We start from the raw sequence: 13,806 nt of genomic DNA, 5'->3' as shown, positions 1-13,806 counted from the left end.
AGCGTTAAACCGCAGTGCCTGAATCGCGAGCAGGCTCGCTCCCACAAAAACTGAACCGAATTTGTTAGCACAGGGAGCCTCCCATGCAGCACGAAGCACATACCCACGGCATCAACATGTCGGCCCTGGGTCGCGACAAGCAGAGCCTGAACCTCGAGCAGGAAACCGTAGCCATCGAAGTGCCGGGCCTGAGCCTGTTCTACGGCGAAAAACAAGCGCTGTACGACGTCAGCATGAACATCCCGAAACAGCGCGTGACCGCCTTCATCGGCCCGTCCGGCTGCGGCAAGTCCACGCTGCTGCGTACCTTCAACCGCATGAACGACCTGGTTGACGGCTGCCGCGTTGAAGGCGAGATCAACCTGTACGGCAACAACATCTACCGCAAGGGCGAAGACGTGGCCGAGCTGCGTCGTCGCGTCGGCATGGTGTTCCAGAAGCCCAACCCGTTCCCGAAAACCATCTACGAAAACGTGGTTTACGGTCTGCGCATCCAGGGCATCAACAAGAAGCGCGTCCTCGACGAAGCCGTCGAGTGGGCGTTGAAAGGCGCGGCACTGTGGGACGAGGTCAAGGACCGTCTGCACGAGTCGGCACTGGGCCTGTCCGGTGGTCAGCAGCAGCGTCTGGTGATCGCCCGCACCATCGCCGTTGAGCCGGAAGTACTGCTGCTCGACGAACCGTGCTCGGCACTCGACCCGATCTCCACGCTGAAAGTCGAAGAGCTGATCTACGAACTGAAATCCAAGTTCACCATCGTGATCGTGACCCACAACATGCAACAGGCCGCGCGGGTTTCCGACTACACGGCGTTCATGTACATGGGCAAGCTGGTCGAGTTTGGCGACACCGATACCCTGTTCACCAACCCGGCTAAGAAGCAGACCGAAGACTACATCACCGGTCGCTACGGCTAGCAGCAGCCACGAGCCGCAAGCTTCAAGCGGCAAGTCAGAGCGGTTCGGGTACGACATACATCAGCTTGCAGCTTGTAGCTTGCAGCTCACAGCTTTTGCGGAGCAGACGACATGATTTCTAAGGAAGGCCTTACACACCACATCTCCCAGCAGTTCAACGCCGAACTGGAGGAAGTGCGCAGCCACCTCCTGGCCATGGGCGGGCTGGTCGAGAAACAGGTCAACGACGCGGTGACCGCGCTGATCGAGGCCGATTCCGGCCTGGCCCAGCAGGTGCGTGAGATCGACGACCAGATCAACCAGATGGAACGCAACATCGATGAGGAATGCCTGCGCATTCTGGCCCGTCGTCAACCGGCAGCGTCCGACCTGCGCCTGATCATCAGCATTTCCAAATCGGTGATCGACCTGGAGCGCATCGGTGACGAAGCGACCAAGATCGCCCGTCGCGCCATCCAGCTATGCGAAGAAGGTGAAGCGCCGCGCGGTTACGTGGAAGTGCGCCACATCGGTGACCAGGTGCGCAACATGGTCCGCGACGCACTGGACGCCTTTGCCCGTTTCGACGCCGAACTGGCTTTGTCGGTGGCGCAGTACGACAAGATCATCGACCGCGAATACAAGACCGCCCTGCGTGAGCTGGCCACCTACATGATGGAAGACCCGCGTTCCATTTCGCGGGTGCTGAGCATTATCTGGGTACTGCGTTCGCTGGAGCGTATCGGCGACCACGCGCGCAATATCTCGGAGCTGGTGATCTACCTGGTACGCGGCACCGACGTGCGGCACCTGGGTCTCAAGCGCATGAAGGAAGAAGTCGAAGGAACAACTGGCGAAAGCGCTAATGTTCCGGGCAAAACTGACGATAAGTAAGGTTGCCCAAGTAAAGCGCCCGGCCTTTTGGCCGGGCGTTTTTGTTTGCGGCTTACGAATTCGAAAAGCAGCACCCGCGAACGAAAAGTCCGGCGTGACTGAAGGTTTTTTGGCAATGTGCCATCAGCAAGGCGGTATGCTGGCCGGGATTTTTAAAGGGGTTTTGGATGAGTAAGGTCAGTGTGTTGGTCGTGGACGATGCGTCGTTCATTCGTGACCTGGTGAAGAAGTGCCTGCGCAATTATTTCCCGGGCATGCGGATCGAAGATGCGATCAACGGCAGAAAGGCCCAGGCCATGCTGGTCAAGGAAGCCTTCGACCTGGTCCTGTGCGACTGGGAAATGCCGGAAATGTCCGGCCTGGAGCTGCTGACCTGGTGCCGCGAGCAGGACAACCTCAAGGCCATGCCCTTCGTGATGGTGACCAGCCGTGGCGACAAGGAGAACGTCGTCCAGGCGATTCAGGCCGGGGTGTCCGGTTACGTCAGCAAGCCTTTCACCAACGAGCAATTGATCACCAAGGTCAAGCAGGCGTTGCACAAGGTCGGCAAACTCGACGCCTTGATCAACGTAGCCGCGACCAAAACCAGCCCTGCCTTCGCTAACGACTCCCTCGCCGCCTTGACCGGTGGCAAGGCGCCCGTCGTCACGCCAACGGCCGCCCCCGCACCGTCCAAAGGCTTGCTCAACAGTCCGCCGGTCAAGACGCCTGCGGCCTCTTCGGCACCCACCAGTGGCCGTGGCCAGGGTCAACTGCGTTTGCCGAACGGCATCGCGCAATGTGTGATCAAGGCCTTGAGCCTCAAGGAAGCCCTGTTGGTGGTCAAGCGCACCGAGGCCCTGCCGCAGATTCTCGACAGCGCCGTGCTGGACCTGGAGCAGGGCGATAACGCCGAAGTCGCCCGCCTCAACGGCTATCTGCACGCCGTCGTGGCCCATGAACCGAAACCCGACAGCGACTGGCTGCAACTGACCTTCCGCTTTGTCGATCAGGATGCGCAGAAGCTCGATTACATTTCGCGCCTGATTGCGCGTGGTACGGCGCAGAAGCATTTCATTCCTGGCGCTTAATGTTGCAGGCCAGATAGTCCGCCATCGCGAGCAGGCTCGCTCCCACATTTGGAATGCGTTCTCATGTGGGAGCGAGCCTGCTCGCGAAGGGGCCATCACTGATACCGCACATCTGCTGAACACCTTTTCTGAAACATCTGCCGACTACCCGGGTCCATTGCAGCTGCTAGGCTCAATCCCTGATCTCACTCGACAGAATCCTTGCTCATGTTCACGCGCCTGCTGCTTTTATGTGGCCTGTTCATGGTCGCCAACTCGGCCGTGGCTATGACCATCTACAAATCCAAAGATGCCTATGGCGTGGTTTCCTACAGTGATCGCCCCAGCAAAGGCGCCCATGTGTTCGTTTTTCGCGATGGCATGGTCGAGCACCTTGAGCGTCAGGTGCGCCTCGTTATCATGAAGAAGAACGGCGTGCACAGCGTGTACGTGCGCAATGACCTGTATGCGCCGGTAGAAGTCGAATTGAGTTTTGCCGGGGTGAAGAACGCCAACGGTGTGCCGGGCGGGACGATTCGGCGAGTGATACCGCTACGCAGCAGCGTTCGCCTGGCGAAGCTCACGGCGACTAAAGGTGGAAGGCCCCTCGCGTACGTTCCGAAGTTCAAATACTCCCTGGGCGACCCCTCAGGGCCCACGGTGGGCTATCGGTACCCGTTGCCCTGGCGTGGCGGACCGTTCCGGATAAGCCAGGGCGCCAATGGCCCCTACAGCCACTTCGGGCCCAAGAGCCGATACGCCATAGACATCGCAATGCCTGAGGGCACGCCGATCATTGCCGCGCGAGGCGGGGTGGTGGTGAAGACCGAGAACAGACAGAGCGGGCGAGGCACCGACGCATCCGGCAATTTCGTGCGGGTGCTGCACGATGACGGGACCATGGGTGTTTACCTGCACCTGAAGAAAGGCTCGGTCTGCGTTCGGGAAGGTCAGCGGGTAACGGTCGGCAGTGCGTTGGCGTTGTCCGGCAACACCGGCAACAGCACCGGGCCGCATTTGCACTTTGTGGTGCAGCGCAATACCGGGCTGGGGCTGGTCTCGATTCCGTACCAGTTCAACCAGTCGGTCAGCGCGCTGCCCAACTTTGCGTTGGGCAAGCAGTGATCACGGCGCAGAGGGTGCAAGAGGCTCCTGTGGCGAGGGAGCTTGCTCCCTCGCCACAGGAGCTCGTCGCCACAACTGCAATCAATCGAGCATCAACACCTTGGCCAGGACGATCTTCGGCCCTTTCATCTTCTTGATGATGATCCGCAGGCCTTCGACTTCCAGCACTTCTTCCTCTTCGGGAACGCGCTTGAGGCTCTCGTAGACCAGCCCGGCAAGGGTTTCGGCTTCGACGTGGTCGAGATCGATGCCCAGCAGTCGTTCAACCTTGAACAGCGGCGTATCGCCCCGCACCAGCAACTTGCCCGGCTGATACGCGAGGATCCCGCGTTCGGCCTTGCGGTGTTCGTCCTGGATATCGCCCACCAGCACTTCCAGCACGTCTTCCATGGTCAGGTAACCGATGATGTTGCCGTCGGCCTCTTCGACCACGGCGAAGTGCGAGCCGCCCTTGCGGAACTGCTCCAGCAACTGCGACAGCGGCATGTGCCGTGATACGCGCTCCAGCGGGCGGGTCAGTTCGGCCAGGTTGAACGACTCGGGAATGTGGTCCAGCGCCGCCAGTTCCAGCAGCAGATCCTTGATGTGCAGCAGGCCGACGAACTCCTGGCGCTCGCTGTCGTACACCGGGTAGCGGCTGAACTTGTGGCGACGGAACATCGCCAGGATCTGCTTGAGCGGCGCGTTGAACTCCAGGGTCACCAGGTCTTCGCGGGAGTTGGCCCAGTCGACCACTTCCAGCTCACCCATTTCCACTGCCGAGGCCAAGACACGCATGCCTTGGTCGCTCGGGTCCTGGCCACGGCTGGAGTGCAGGATCAGTTTCAGTTCTTCGCGGCTGTAATGGTGTTCGTGATGCGGGCCGGGTTCACCTTGCCCTGCAATGCGCAGGATCTGGTTGGCGCTGGCGTTGAGCAAGTAAATGGCCGGGTACATGGCCCAGTAGAACAGGTACAGCGGCACGGCGGTCCACAGCGACAGCAATTCGGGTTTGCGGATCGCCCAGGATTTGGGGGCCAGTTCGCCGACCACGATGTGCAGGTACGAAATGATGAAGAAGGCGGTGAAGAACGAGATGCCTTTGACCACTTCGGCCGACTCGACGCCGACCGCGCTCAACACCGGCTCAAGAATGTGGGCAAACGCGGGTTCACCGACCCAACCCAGGCCCAGGGAGGCGAGGGTGATACCCAATTGGCAGGCCGACAGGTAAGCATCGAGCTGACTGTGCACGGTACGCAGGATGTGCCCGCGCCAGCCGTGTTTGTCAGCGATGGCCTCGACCCGGGTCGAACGCAGTTTGACCATGGCAAATTCCGCCGCAACGAAAAATCCGTTGAGCAAAACCAGGATCAGAGCAAAAAGAATCATGCCGAAGTCGGCGAAAATTGTAGCGAGGGTCAAGCCAGGGGAAGGGTCCATGATGGAGTTTTGCGGGTTCCGTATATTCGAGAGGGAAGTAAAAAATCGCGTCTGAAAGGCAGACGCAAGTCAGCCAATGTAGCGGCTGACCGGCCAGTTGCCTAGTGGCGCGTGCTGGCCGGTATCAGTCAGCGGTGCTGATAACCCGTGATTTGGTGACCTGGGCCGGGGCAAAGTGGCAGGTAAAGGTGCTGCCATGGCCCGGTACGCTGCTGATTTCCATCCGTGCCCGATGACGCAACAAGACGTGTTTGACGATGGCCAGCCCCAGGCCGGTGCCCCCGGTGTTGGAGTTGCGGCTGGAGTCGACGCGATAGAAGCGTTCGGTCAGGCGCGGCAGGTGTTTGGCATCGATGCCGATCCCGGAATCCTGCACGCTCAGGTGCGCCCCCTGGTCATCGCCCCACCAGCGAATGCGGATGTTGCCTTCGGCCGGGGTGTATTTCACCGCGTTGAACACAAGGTTGGAAAACGCGCTGCGCAACTCCGCCTCGCTGCCCTTGAGCAGAATCGTCGGGTCGGCTTCCAGGGTGATTTTTTGGTTTTTCTGGGCGGACAACTGCTGCGCGTCGCTCTTGATCGATTGCAGCAAGCCGTCGATCGGCACCGGCTGGTTGTCCGACGGATAATCGGTGGCTTCCAGCTTGGCCAGCAACAACAGGTCGTTGAGCAGGGTCTGCATGCGTCCGCCTTGTTGCTGCATCTGCTGCAAGGCACGGCCCCAGCGCGGGTTCACCTCGTCGACGTTATCGAGCAAGGTTTCCAGGTAACCGCAGATCACCGTCAACGGTGTGCGCAGTTCATGGGAAACGTTGGCGATGAAGTCTTTGCGCATTTGCTCAAGCTGATGGATGCGCGTCACATCGCGCACCAGCATCAAGTGTTCGTTGTTGCCGTAACGGGTGATGTACAGCTGGATGCGCACGCGGTCGTTGGTCGGCGAAGGGATTTCCAGCGGCTCGGCGTAACTGTCTTGCTCGAAGTATTCCTTGAAGCGCGGATGGCGCACCAGGTTGGTCACCGGTTGGCCGCTGTCCTGTGGCGTCTTGAGGCCCAGCAGGGTTTCGGCGGCGCGGTTCCACCATTCCAGGTTGCCGTCGGAGTCGAGCATGATCACCGCATCCTTGAGCGCGGCGGTGGATTCCTGAACCCGGTCGATCACCGCTTGCAGGCGTCCGCGTACCCGTTGGTCGCGGCGTTGCAGGTGGTAGATGCTGTCGAACACTTCGCCCCACAGGCCATAGCCGTCGGGTGGCGCTTCATCGGGTTTGTGCAGGCGCAGCCACTCGTGCAGACGCAGCAATTGCTTGAGGGTCCAGGCCAGGTAAAGACCCAGGCCTGCAGCGAGGCTCCAGCCGTAATAGCCGGTGATCAGGCCGATCACCAGGCAGGCGGTGACCAGCAGCAGCATGTGGCGAATCAGGGTGCCATGCCAGTTTTGGTTCACTTGACGCGCGTCCTTGTCAGCTTGTCGGGCGGTAAAGGTCCGGGTCAGGCTTTGGTAGAAAAGCGGTAACCGGTGCCGCGCACGGTTTGTACCAGATTTTCGTAAGCATCGCCGAGGGCTTTGCGCAGGCGTCGAATGTGCACGTCGACCGTACGCTCTTCGACGTAGACGTTGCCGCCCCAGACCTGATCCAGCAACTGGCCACGAGTGTAGGCGCGCTCCTGGTGGGTCATGAAGAATTGCAGCAGGCGGTATTCGGTCGGGCCCATCTCGGCAGGACGGCCGTCGATGGTCACGCGGTGGCTGATCGGGTCCAGCAGCAGGCCGCCGACTTCGATAGGCGCCTCGCCATCGGTCGGGCCGGCACGACGCAGCACGGCCTTCAGGCGCGCTACCAGCTCACGTGGGGAAAACGGCTTGGTGATGTAGTCGTCGGCGCCGACTTCCAGGCCCTGGATCTTGTTGTCCTCTTCACCCTTGGCGGTGAGCATGATAATTGGGATGTCCCCGGTCAGTTCATCACGCTTGAGGCGACGGGCCAGCTCGATGCCGGACGTGCCGGGCAGCATCCAGTCGAGCAGGATCAAGTCCGGTTTGCGGTCGACGATAATGGCGTGGGCCTGCTGGGAGTTTTCAGCCTCCAGGCAGTCATAGCCGGCCATTTCCAACGCAACGGCGATCATTTCGCGAATAGGCGCTTCGTCGTCGACGATCAGAATGCTCCTGCCAACCATGCCGTTAATCCTCTTGTCATTTAACTGTCTTGCGCCGCATTAGATAACGGAATTATTGCAGTCGTGTGACAGTATTTTAGTCGACCGGCGATTGGCTGGATCCTGGGCTAAGCTCTAAGTCCGAATCCTGACAACCACAAAGGAAGGCTTCAAATGAATCGACACTCGCAATCCATCAAGGCCCTGCTGCTGGCCGCTGCCCTGGCGTTGCCTTCGATGGCCTTCGCCGCCGAACCGGGAATGATGAAAGATGGCATGATGACCGACCACAAAGGGATGACCCTGTACACCTTCGACAAGGACACGGGTGGCAAGTCGGTCTGCACCGGTGAGTGTGCAGAGTACTGGCCACCGCTGAAGGCGGAAGCGGGCGCAAAGGCTGAAGGTAAATGGTCCGTCATCAAGCGTGACGATGGCACGATGCAATGGGCCTACGACGGCAAGCCGCTTTACTACTTCCAGAAGGACAAGGCACCCGGAGAAATGAAAGGCGACAAGATGAAAGACGTCTGGCACGTCGTTCGTGAGCACATGTAACACTGCAAGAAGATCGCAGCCTCCGGTAGGAGCTGCCCAGGGCTGCGATCTTTTCAACGGTCAACGCAACGCGTAGTCCAGCACAATCCCGACGAAAATCGCCAAACCCGCCCAGTGATTGTGCAAAAACGCCTTGAAGCAACGCATCCGGTCCTTGTCGCGGGTGTACCAGAACTCCCACGCAAAGCAGCCGGCGGCCGCCAGCAATCCGAGATGGAACCAGCCACCGAGCTCGAACTTCGATCCCGCCAGCAGCAGGCAACCCAACGCCAGCCCTTGCAGGGTCAGGATGATCGCCCGGTCCGCGTCGCCGAACAGGATTGCCGTGGATTTCACACCAATCTTCAGGTCGTCATCGCGGTCGGTCATCGCGTAATACGTGTCGTAACCCACGGTCCACATCAGGTTGGCGATCCACAGCAGCCATGCAACTGCCGGCAGTTCACCGGTTTCTGCAGTGAACGCCATCGGCATCCCCCACGAAAATGCGGCGCCCAGCACCACTTGCGGGTAATAGGTGTAGCGCTTCATGAACGGGTAACTGAACGCCAGCGCCAGGCCGCCCAGCGACAGCCAAATGGTCGCGGCATTGGTGCACAGCACCAGCAGGAAACTCACGCCCATCAGCAATGCGAAGAACACCAGCGCCTCTTTGGAACTGATCTTGCCGCTCACCAGCGGCCGCTGCTCGGTACGCTTCACATGACCATCGACCTTGCGGTCCGCCCAGTCGTTGATCACGCAGCCACCGGCGCGGGTCAGCACCACGCCAAGGACGAAAATCACAATGTTGGCCAGGGACGGCGACCCCTTGCCGGCAATCCACAGCGCCCACAGTGTTGGCCAGAGCAGCAGGTAAATGCCGATCGGCTTGTCCATGCGGGTCAGCTGAATGAAATCCCAGGCCCGAGGGTTCAAGCGGTTCAAGGACTTGAGCAGGCTTTGGTACATCAACGGTTCTCCGATTGGGCGCAGGCGGCGTCCCACAGGGAAGGCAGGAATATTTCGGCCACCAGCACGCTCAGCGCACCGCGGTCGAAGCGCGAGCGGCGGCCCCATAGTTCAGGCGATTGCACCTCGACGGGCAGCCACGCTTGCGGATAATGGCAAACCTCGATGGCCCGGCGCTGGAAGGCCTGATCGCAAAACAGCAATTCGCCCAGCGAGCGGCTGCCCAGTTCGTCCATGTGCAAGCCGTCGCCTTGCAATGCACTGCGTGACGCTACGCTGCGCGCAAACACCCACGCCTGGCCATGACCGCGCAAATACACCTCGCGCACCCAGCCCTCACTGCCATCGACCAGGTCCAGTGCTGCGCACTCGTCGGCACGCAGGGGTTGCCAGCCTTCGAACATCGGCGAGACGCTGAAGGCGTCATTCGACAGATGAATCAGACGTCTGGTCAGCGAGCCTTCGTCGAACAGCCAGTCGAGGGTGGAGGCATCGGGGAGGGGCGCCAGTTCGCTGCGCGAGAGCCAGAGAGGAGCTGGAGAGGGGGATTCTGTGTGATGCACAATGAGTCATTATTGGCAGCAAATGAGGCGGCGAGCTTAACATGTCAGCCGCCGATATCGATTGAAATGGCCTGCCGTTGCGCCGAACAGGCTTGCATCCGACGGCCCCGATCAGTACAAAACGCGCTGAGTTGGACGGCAGCGCTGCAACCATCGACCGTCTGGCCGGCAAAACGCCTGAACCCTGAGGAAGTACCTGATGAAAAAGTGGCAATGTATCGTCTGCGGCCTGATCTACAACGAAGCCGACGGTTGGCCGGATGACGGCATTGCGCCGGGCACCCGTTGGGAAGACGTCCCGGCAGACTGGCTGTGCCCGGACTGCGGTGTGGGCAAAATGGATTTTGAAATGATCGAAATCGCTGCCTGAATAATTGAGGAGTAAGGAATGAACGCACCTGTCGTAATCATTGGCACCGGCCTGGCGGGCTACAACGTGGCCCGCGAGTTTCGCAAACTCGATAGCGAAACCCCGCTGCTGCTGATTACCGCCGATGACGGGCGCTCCTACTCCAAGCCGATGCTCTCCACCGGCTTCGGCAAAAACAAGGATGCCGACGGCCTGAGCATGGCCGAACCCGGCACCATGGCCGAACAGCTCAAGGCCGAAATACGCACCCACACGCGCATCAGCGGCATCGACCCGGGCCACAAGCGCCTGTGGATCGGTGAAGAAGCGGTGATCTACCGCGACCTGATCCTGGCCTGGGGCGCCGAAACCGTGCGCGTGCCCATTGAAGGCGACGCGGCGGACTGCGTATTCCCGATCAACGACCTGGAAGACTACGCACGCTTCCGTGCGGCGGCGGCCGGCAAGCGCCGCGTGCTGCTGCTCGGCGCTGGCCTGATCGGCTGCGAGTTCGCCAACGACCTGACCTTGGGCGGCTACGAAGTGCAGCTGGTTGCGCCGTGCGAACAAGTTATGCCGACCCTGTTGCACCCGGCGGCGGCCGCTGCGGTGCAGGCAGGCCTCGAAAGCCTCGGCGCGCGCTTCCACCTCGGCCCGGTGCTCAATCGCCTGCAGCGAGTGGCTGACGGCCTGGAAGCGCACCTGTCCGATGGCGAGGTGATCCCGTGCGACGTGGTGGTCTCGGCCATTGGCCTGCGCCCGCGCGTCGACCTGGCGGCTGCGGCCGGTTTGCAGGTCAGCCGTGGCGTCATGGTCGATCGGCACCTGAAGACCTCCCACGCCAACATCTACGCCCTGGGCGACTGCGCCGAGGTCGACGGGCTGAACCTGCTGTACGTGATGCCCCTGATGAGCTGTGCGAGGGCGCTGGCGCAAACCCTGGCCGGCAACCCGACCGCCGTCACCTATGGCCCGATGCCAATCACCGTCAAAACCCCGGTCTGCCCGCTGGTGGTGTCCCCGCCGCCACGGGGTGCAGAGGGCATTTGGACAATCGAAGGGCAGGGCGCCGACATCAAGGTTTTATGCCGCGATGCCGCGGGCAAGCTGCTCGGTTACGCCCTCACCGGTGCCGCCGTGATGGAAAAACTGGCCCTGAACAAAGAGCTTCCGGCCCTGTTGGCATAAATACCGGTCGTTCTGTCGGAATCACCCCCCTTTTGCCCTAACAATGGCCGCGCCGATACTGGCGCGGGGCCTCACTGCGTGCCATCCTCACTCCCGTCTGCCGCAGAGTAGAGCACCTGCGGCGCTTTTGGCGCTGCTCCGCAGAGAGCAGCACGGACATAACAACAACAAACCGTCAAAGGGGCTTCACTCACATGCGTAAACCAGACCTCGCAGCAGCCATTGCTGAAAAAGCAGACCTCACTAAAGAACAAGCCAACCGCGTTCTCAACGCCGTTCTTGAAGAAATCACCGGTGCCCTGCACCGCAAAGACAGCGTGACGCTGGTGGGCTTCGGCACCTTCCTGCAACGCCATCGCGGTGCCCGCACCGGCAAAAACCCGCAAACCGGTGAACCCGTCAAAATCAAGGCCAGCAACACCGTTGCGTTCAAGCCAGGCAAATCGTTGAAAGACAGCGTTAATCCGTAATCCTTTTTCACCTCCCGCGTAGCGGGGGAGTGGAATAAAAAATGGGCATGCCAACCAGGGTTGGGTGCCCATTTTTTTTGTAGGTGGCGAGAGTGTTTTTTTATCAATCGCGTCGTCAAGCGCATCACAGGTTTGATGTGCGTTATTCATTATGGCTTCTCGAAAATGATCGTTTTCGAGAGCGTCAGCCCGTGCCAACGGTTTAGCGTGATTTAAATTCCGTTTCCTGAGGCGGCCCCAAGTTTTGCCAGTGCATTATTCAGAGCCGAGCCAACTAGTGGCGCCTTGAGTTTTACGGGGCGCTGCATGCCGTTCCCTCCGCCGCCCGGCTCCGGATTATTCTAAATTGGTCTTACCAACTGTCAGTTGTGACAGTTAAAAGGGGGCAGCCGATGTTTTATAAAAGAGTCTCCATAAACACTGGCAAGGTGATTGACATGACCTCGAACACTGCAACTGCAAAGGCTTTTATCCCTGTGAGAATCCCGGCGCCGATCAAGGCTCTCTTTGACGACATTTCATTTGCGCGCGTGGCGGCCGTGCATATTTCAGTAGCCACGAACACGCCGGTGACTATTGAAGACACGGTGACGCAGGAAATGCTGGATAAAGTGACGGTATTGAGAGTGCTGAGTGGGGAGCCGTTAAAAATCACCAGCTTGCGAGGCATTGGACATTTGCGCAACTTGCAGGACGTGATGCTAGAACGTCAATTTATCACGCGTCTTCCTGAAGACTTCGGGACGTTGGCAAAGTTGACGTCGGCGTACTTCATCAACTGCGCACTCAAATCAATTCCAGACTGGATCGGAAATCTCGAAAGCCTGATCAGCCTGAACCTGAGTTCTCAATCGCCGCTGGGCATTATGAGAGGCGGTATTCCGGAGTCGATCGGCAACCTGACAAAACTGGAACGCTTCGACGTGGGCAATAACAATAACCTGTGCGGAAAACTGCCGGATTCCTTTGCCAGACTGACCGCCCTCAAAGACCTGTTGGTCCAGAGCAACGGGTTTGAAGACTTGACCATCTTGAATGCCATGCCTTCGACCACCACCATCAATGCCCGCAATCAAGCCTTGGGCATTGTTGAGTTGGGCAATGTAGCGCAAAACAGTTTGCTGCCCATCAGGCTGCCTGAAATATTTGTGCAGGCCCAGACGCCGGGTGACGTCCTGTATGAACCGAGCGGTGTGCAAATCGTGGGCAGTCCAGATGCGTATCTGGATGAAAACCTGCGCTATGTGCATTTGCCGACACACACACCAGGCACGTCCGAGGTGATGCTGGCAATTCATGGGCGACTGACCAATGTGAGTTATCGCTACACGGTGACCGCGTAACGGCCAACCGGTCTTTTGTCTATCGGGTGAAGTGAGCTGACAGAAGCCGTGCGCAGGGACGCGACAGCGTTTTCCGCGCACGGCTCATTAGCGTCGGCGAGTGTTATGGAGAGTGATTTTGCCGGGGGGCAGGAAGGGGCACACCGCAAAACGATGTTGGCGCTTCAGCAAATCATCATTTTGGGTCAGCTGGCAGTAACTCGGGTTCTGGAGAATATCGGCGCTCCAGGTGATGTGTAATCGAGTGGAAAAACACAGCCTTCCGAAGTCTCTTGTGTAGAAGCTTCGTCAATGACTTGGTAGTCATCGGCGTCAAAAATGGCATCATCTTCTCGAAAATAAAGCGGATGGTGGCGTTCTATTTTTTAGCCGTTACACTGCCCTCGCCGTTTATTTTTCTTTTGAGGCTTGCGCATGAAATTTCGTTTTCTGCTGTGGATGCTGGGTTTGTTGATGGGTAAGGCCAGCCGGACCAATCCGGCGTTTCAGCAGCAGTTGGGTGACAAGGACCTGGTGTTTCAGCTGCAGACCCTGGACGGGAAAGTGGCGCGGCATTTCCGCGTGAAAGACCAGCGCATCACCAGCCAATCGGGTGTGCATACCGAGCCCGCGTTTGCGATTGCCTTTAAAGACGCCGCGTACGGCTTTGCCACGATGCAGGCGAAGAACAAGCAACTGGCGTTCATGACGGGGATTCAGGACAAGTCGATTCAGATCAAGGGCAACCCGGCGCTGGTGATCTGGTTCCAGGGGTTGACCAAGTATATGAAGCCGAAGAAGGCGTAGGAGCGAGCTTGCTCGCGAGAAACTCAAGTACCCGCGTTTATCCAGGATGCAC

At 59.3% G+C, this 13,806-nt stretch carries 16 protein-coding genes; 11 read left to right on the top strand and 5 right to left on the bottom strand.

What is annotated here, in order from left to right; all coding sequences use genetic code 11:
* The first annotated feature begins 83 nt into the window (after window positions 1–83).
* From pstB to AC3IT9_RS28660, 4 genes are all read left to right on the top strand, one after another.
* Window positions 84–917, top strand: coding sequence for a phosphate ABC transporter ATP-binding protein PstB (gene pstB, locus AC3IT9_RS28675; protein WP_007971742.1), 834 nt, complete (start codon window positions 84–86; stop codon window positions 915–917).
* Between the two features lie 111 nt (window positions 918–1,028).
* On the top strand, window positions 1,029–1,790 hold the full coding sequence (gene phoU, locus AC3IT9_RS28670; RefSeq protein WP_008045526.1) for a phosphate signaling complex protein PhoU: 762 nt from the start codon (window positions 1,029–1,031) through the stop codon (window positions 1,788–1,790).
* A gap of 167 nt (window positions 1,791–1,957) precedes the next feature.
* On the top strand, window positions 1,958–2,860 hold the full coding sequence (locus AC3IT9_RS28665) for a response regulator (RefSeq protein WP_150753830.1): 903 nt from the start codon (window positions 1,958–1,960) through the stop codon (window positions 2,858–2,860).
* 207 nt (window positions 2,861–3,067) lie between these two features.
* Window positions 3,068–3,964: a peptidoglycan DD-metalloendopeptidase family protein gene (locus AC3IT9_RS28660; protein WP_489271523.1), complete on the top strand. Its 897-nt coding sequence runs from the start codon at window positions 3,068–3,070 to the stop codon at window positions 3,962–3,964.
* 81 nt (window positions 3,965–4,045) lie between these two features.
* On the opposite strand, the gene AC3IT9_RS28655 is transcribed toward AC3IT9_RS28660, so the two are convergent.
* From AC3IT9_RS28655 to phoB, 3 genes are all read right to left on the bottom strand, one after another.
* Window positions 4,046–5,386: a hemolysin family protein gene (locus AC3IT9_RS28655; protein WP_150753832.1), complete on the bottom strand. Its 1,341-nt coding sequence runs from the start codon at window positions 5,384–5,386 to the stop codon at window positions 4,046–4,048.
* Window positions 5,387–5,510: 124 nt separating this feature from the next.
* The gene (gene phoR, locus AC3IT9_RS28650) at window positions 5,511–6,797 is read right to left on the bottom strand and encodes a phosphate regulon sensor histidine kinase PhoR (protein ID WP_257605542.1); all 1,287 of its coding nucleotides are present in this window, start codon (window positions 6,795–6,797) and stop codon (window positions 5,511–5,513) included.
* 80 nt (window positions 6,798–6,877) lie between these two features.
* The gene (gene phoB, locus AC3IT9_RS28645) at window positions 6,878–7,567 is read right to left on the bottom strand and encodes a phosphate regulon transcriptional regulator PhoB (RefSeq protein ID WP_003229608.1); all 690 of its coding nucleotides are present in this window, start codon (window positions 7,565–7,567) and stop codon (window positions 6,878–6,880) included.
* A 153-nt stretch (window positions 7,568–7,720) separates the two neighbouring features.
* Between phoB and AC3IT9_RS28640 the strand changes: the two genes are divergently transcribed.
* Window positions 7,721–8,104 (top strand): COG4315 family predicted lipoprotein, encoded by a 384-nt coding sequence (locus AC3IT9_RS28640; RefSeq protein ID WP_150724875.1) that lies wholly within the window; start codon window positions 7,721–7,723, stop codon window positions 8,102–8,104.
* A gap of 60 nt (window positions 8,105–8,164) precedes the next feature.
* Here AC3IT9_RS28640 and ubiA read toward each other — a convergent pair whose 3' ends face one another.
* Window positions 8,165–9,055, bottom strand: a complete 891-nt coding sequence (gene ubiA, locus AC3IT9_RS28635) for a 4-hydroxybenzoate octaprenyltransferase (RefSeq protein ID WP_150724876.1) — start codon at window positions 9,053–9,055, stop codon at window positions 8,165–8,167.
* Window positions 9,055–9,618, bottom strand: coding sequence for a chorismate--pyruvate lyase family protein (locus AC3IT9_RS28630; protein ID WP_489271522.1), 564 nt, complete (start codon window positions 9,616–9,618; stop codon window positions 9,055–9,057). The genes ubiA and AC3IT9_RS28630 overlap by 1 nt, the downstream gene beginning before the upstream one ends.
* Before the next feature lie 199 nt (window positions 9,619–9,817).
* On the opposite strand from AC3IT9_RS28630, the gene AC3IT9_RS28625 reads away from it, so the two are divergent.
* The 6 genes from AC3IT9_RS28625 (at window position 9,818) to AC3IT9_RS28600 (ending at window position 13,754) form a co-directional block, all read left to right on the top strand.
* Window positions 9,818–9,988: a rubredoxin gene (locus AC3IT9_RS28625; protein ID WP_007995385.1), complete on the top strand. Its 171-nt coding sequence runs from the start codon at window positions 9,818–9,820 to the stop codon at window positions 9,986–9,988.
* Window positions 9,989–10,006: 18 nt separating this feature from the next.
* Window positions 10,007–11,155: an NAD(P)/FAD-dependent oxidoreductase gene (locus AC3IT9_RS28620; RefSeq protein WP_489271521.1), complete on the top strand. Its 1,149-nt coding sequence runs from the start codon at window positions 10,007–10,009 to the stop codon at window positions 11,153–11,155.
* 194 nt (window positions 11,156–11,349) lie between these two features.
* Window positions 11,350–11,625, top strand: a complete 276-nt coding sequence (locus AC3IT9_RS28615) for an HU family DNA-binding protein (protein WP_003195589.1) — start codon at window positions 11,350–11,352, stop codon at window positions 11,623–11,625.
* A 437-nt stretch (window positions 11,626–12,062) separates the two neighbouring features.
* Window positions 12,063–12,968 (top strand): leucine-rich repeat domain-containing protein, encoded by a 906-nt coding sequence (locus AC3IT9_RS28610; RefSeq protein WP_489271520.1) that lies wholly within the window; start codon window positions 12,063–12,065, stop codon window positions 12,966–12,968.
* A gap of 48 nt (window positions 12,969–13,016) precedes the next feature.
* Complete coding sequence (locus AC3IT9_RS28605; protein WP_489271519.1) at window positions 13,017–13,208, top strand: DUF6124 family protein; 192 nt, start codon at window positions 13,017–13,019, stop codon at window positions 13,206–13,208.
* 174 nt (window positions 13,209–13,382) lie between these two features.
* Window positions 13,383–13,754: a helicase gene (locus AC3IT9_RS28600; protein WP_489271518.1), complete on the top strand. Its 372-nt coding sequence runs from the start codon at window positions 13,383–13,385 to the stop codon at window positions 13,752–13,754.
* Window positions 13,755–13,806: the final 52 nt, after the last annotated feature.

This window comes from Pseudomonas sp. KH_046_1 (genome assembly GCF_057839025.1).
This window is presented reverse-complemented; position numbering and strand designations above follow the sequence as displayed.

Bases quoted from the DNA above. Each gene is read 5' to 3' on its own strand.
- AC3IT9_RS28655 (WP_150753832.1), bottom strand. From the start codon at position 5,386: ATGGACCCTTCCCCTGGCTTGACCCTCGCTACAATTTTCGCCGACTTC.
- phoR (WP_257605542.1), bottom strand. From the start codon at position 6,797: ATGCTGCTGCTGGTCACCGCCTGCCTGGTGATCGGCCTGATCACCGGC.
- phoB (WP_003229608.1), bottom strand. From the start codon at position 7,567: ATGGTTGGCAGGAGCATTCTGATCGTCGACGACGAAGCGCCTATTCGC.
- ubiA (WP_150724876.1), bottom strand. From the start codon at position 9,055: ATGTACCAAAGCCTGCTCAAGTCCTTGAACCGCTTGAACCCTCGGGCC.
- AC3IT9_RS28620 (WP_489271521.1), top strand. From the start codon at position 10,007: ATGAACGCACCTGTCGTAATCATTGGCACCGGCCTGGCGGGCTACAAC.
- AC3IT9_RS28600 (WP_489271518.1), top strand. From the start codon at position 13,383: ATGAAATTTCGTTTTCTGCTGTGGATGCTGGGTTTGTTGATGGGTAAG.
- AC3IT9_RS28665 (WP_150753830.1), top strand. From the start codon at position 1,958: ATGAGTAAGGTCAGTGTGTTGGTCGTGGACGATGCGTCGTTCATTCGT.
- AC3IT9_RS28660 (WP_489271523.1), top strand. From the start codon at position 3,068: ATGTTCACGCGCCTGCTGCTTTTATGTGGCCTGTTCATGGTCGCCAAC.
- AC3IT9_RS28610 (WP_489271520.1), top strand. From the start codon at position 12,063: ATGACCTCGAACACTGCAACTGCAAAGGCTTTTATCCCTGTGAGAATC.
- AC3IT9_RS28625 (WP_007995385.1), top strand. From the start codon at position 9,818: ATGAAAAAGTGGCAATGTATCGTCTGCGGCCTGATCTACAACGAAGCC.
- pstB (WP_007971742.1), top strand. From the start codon at position 84: ATGCAGCACGAAGCACATACCCACGGCATCAACATGTCGGCCCTGGGT.
- AC3IT9_RS28640 (WP_150724875.1), top strand. From the start codon at position 7,721: ATGAATCGACACTCGCAATCCATCAAGGCCCTGCTGCTGGCCGCTGCC.
- AC3IT9_RS28615 (WP_003195589.1), top strand. From the start codon at position 11,350: ATGCGTAAACCAGACCTCGCAGCAGCCATTGCTGAAAAAGCAGACCTC.
- phoU (WP_008045526.1), top strand. From the start codon at position 1,029: ATGATTTCTAAGGAAGGCCTTACACACCACATCTCCCAGCAGTTCAAC.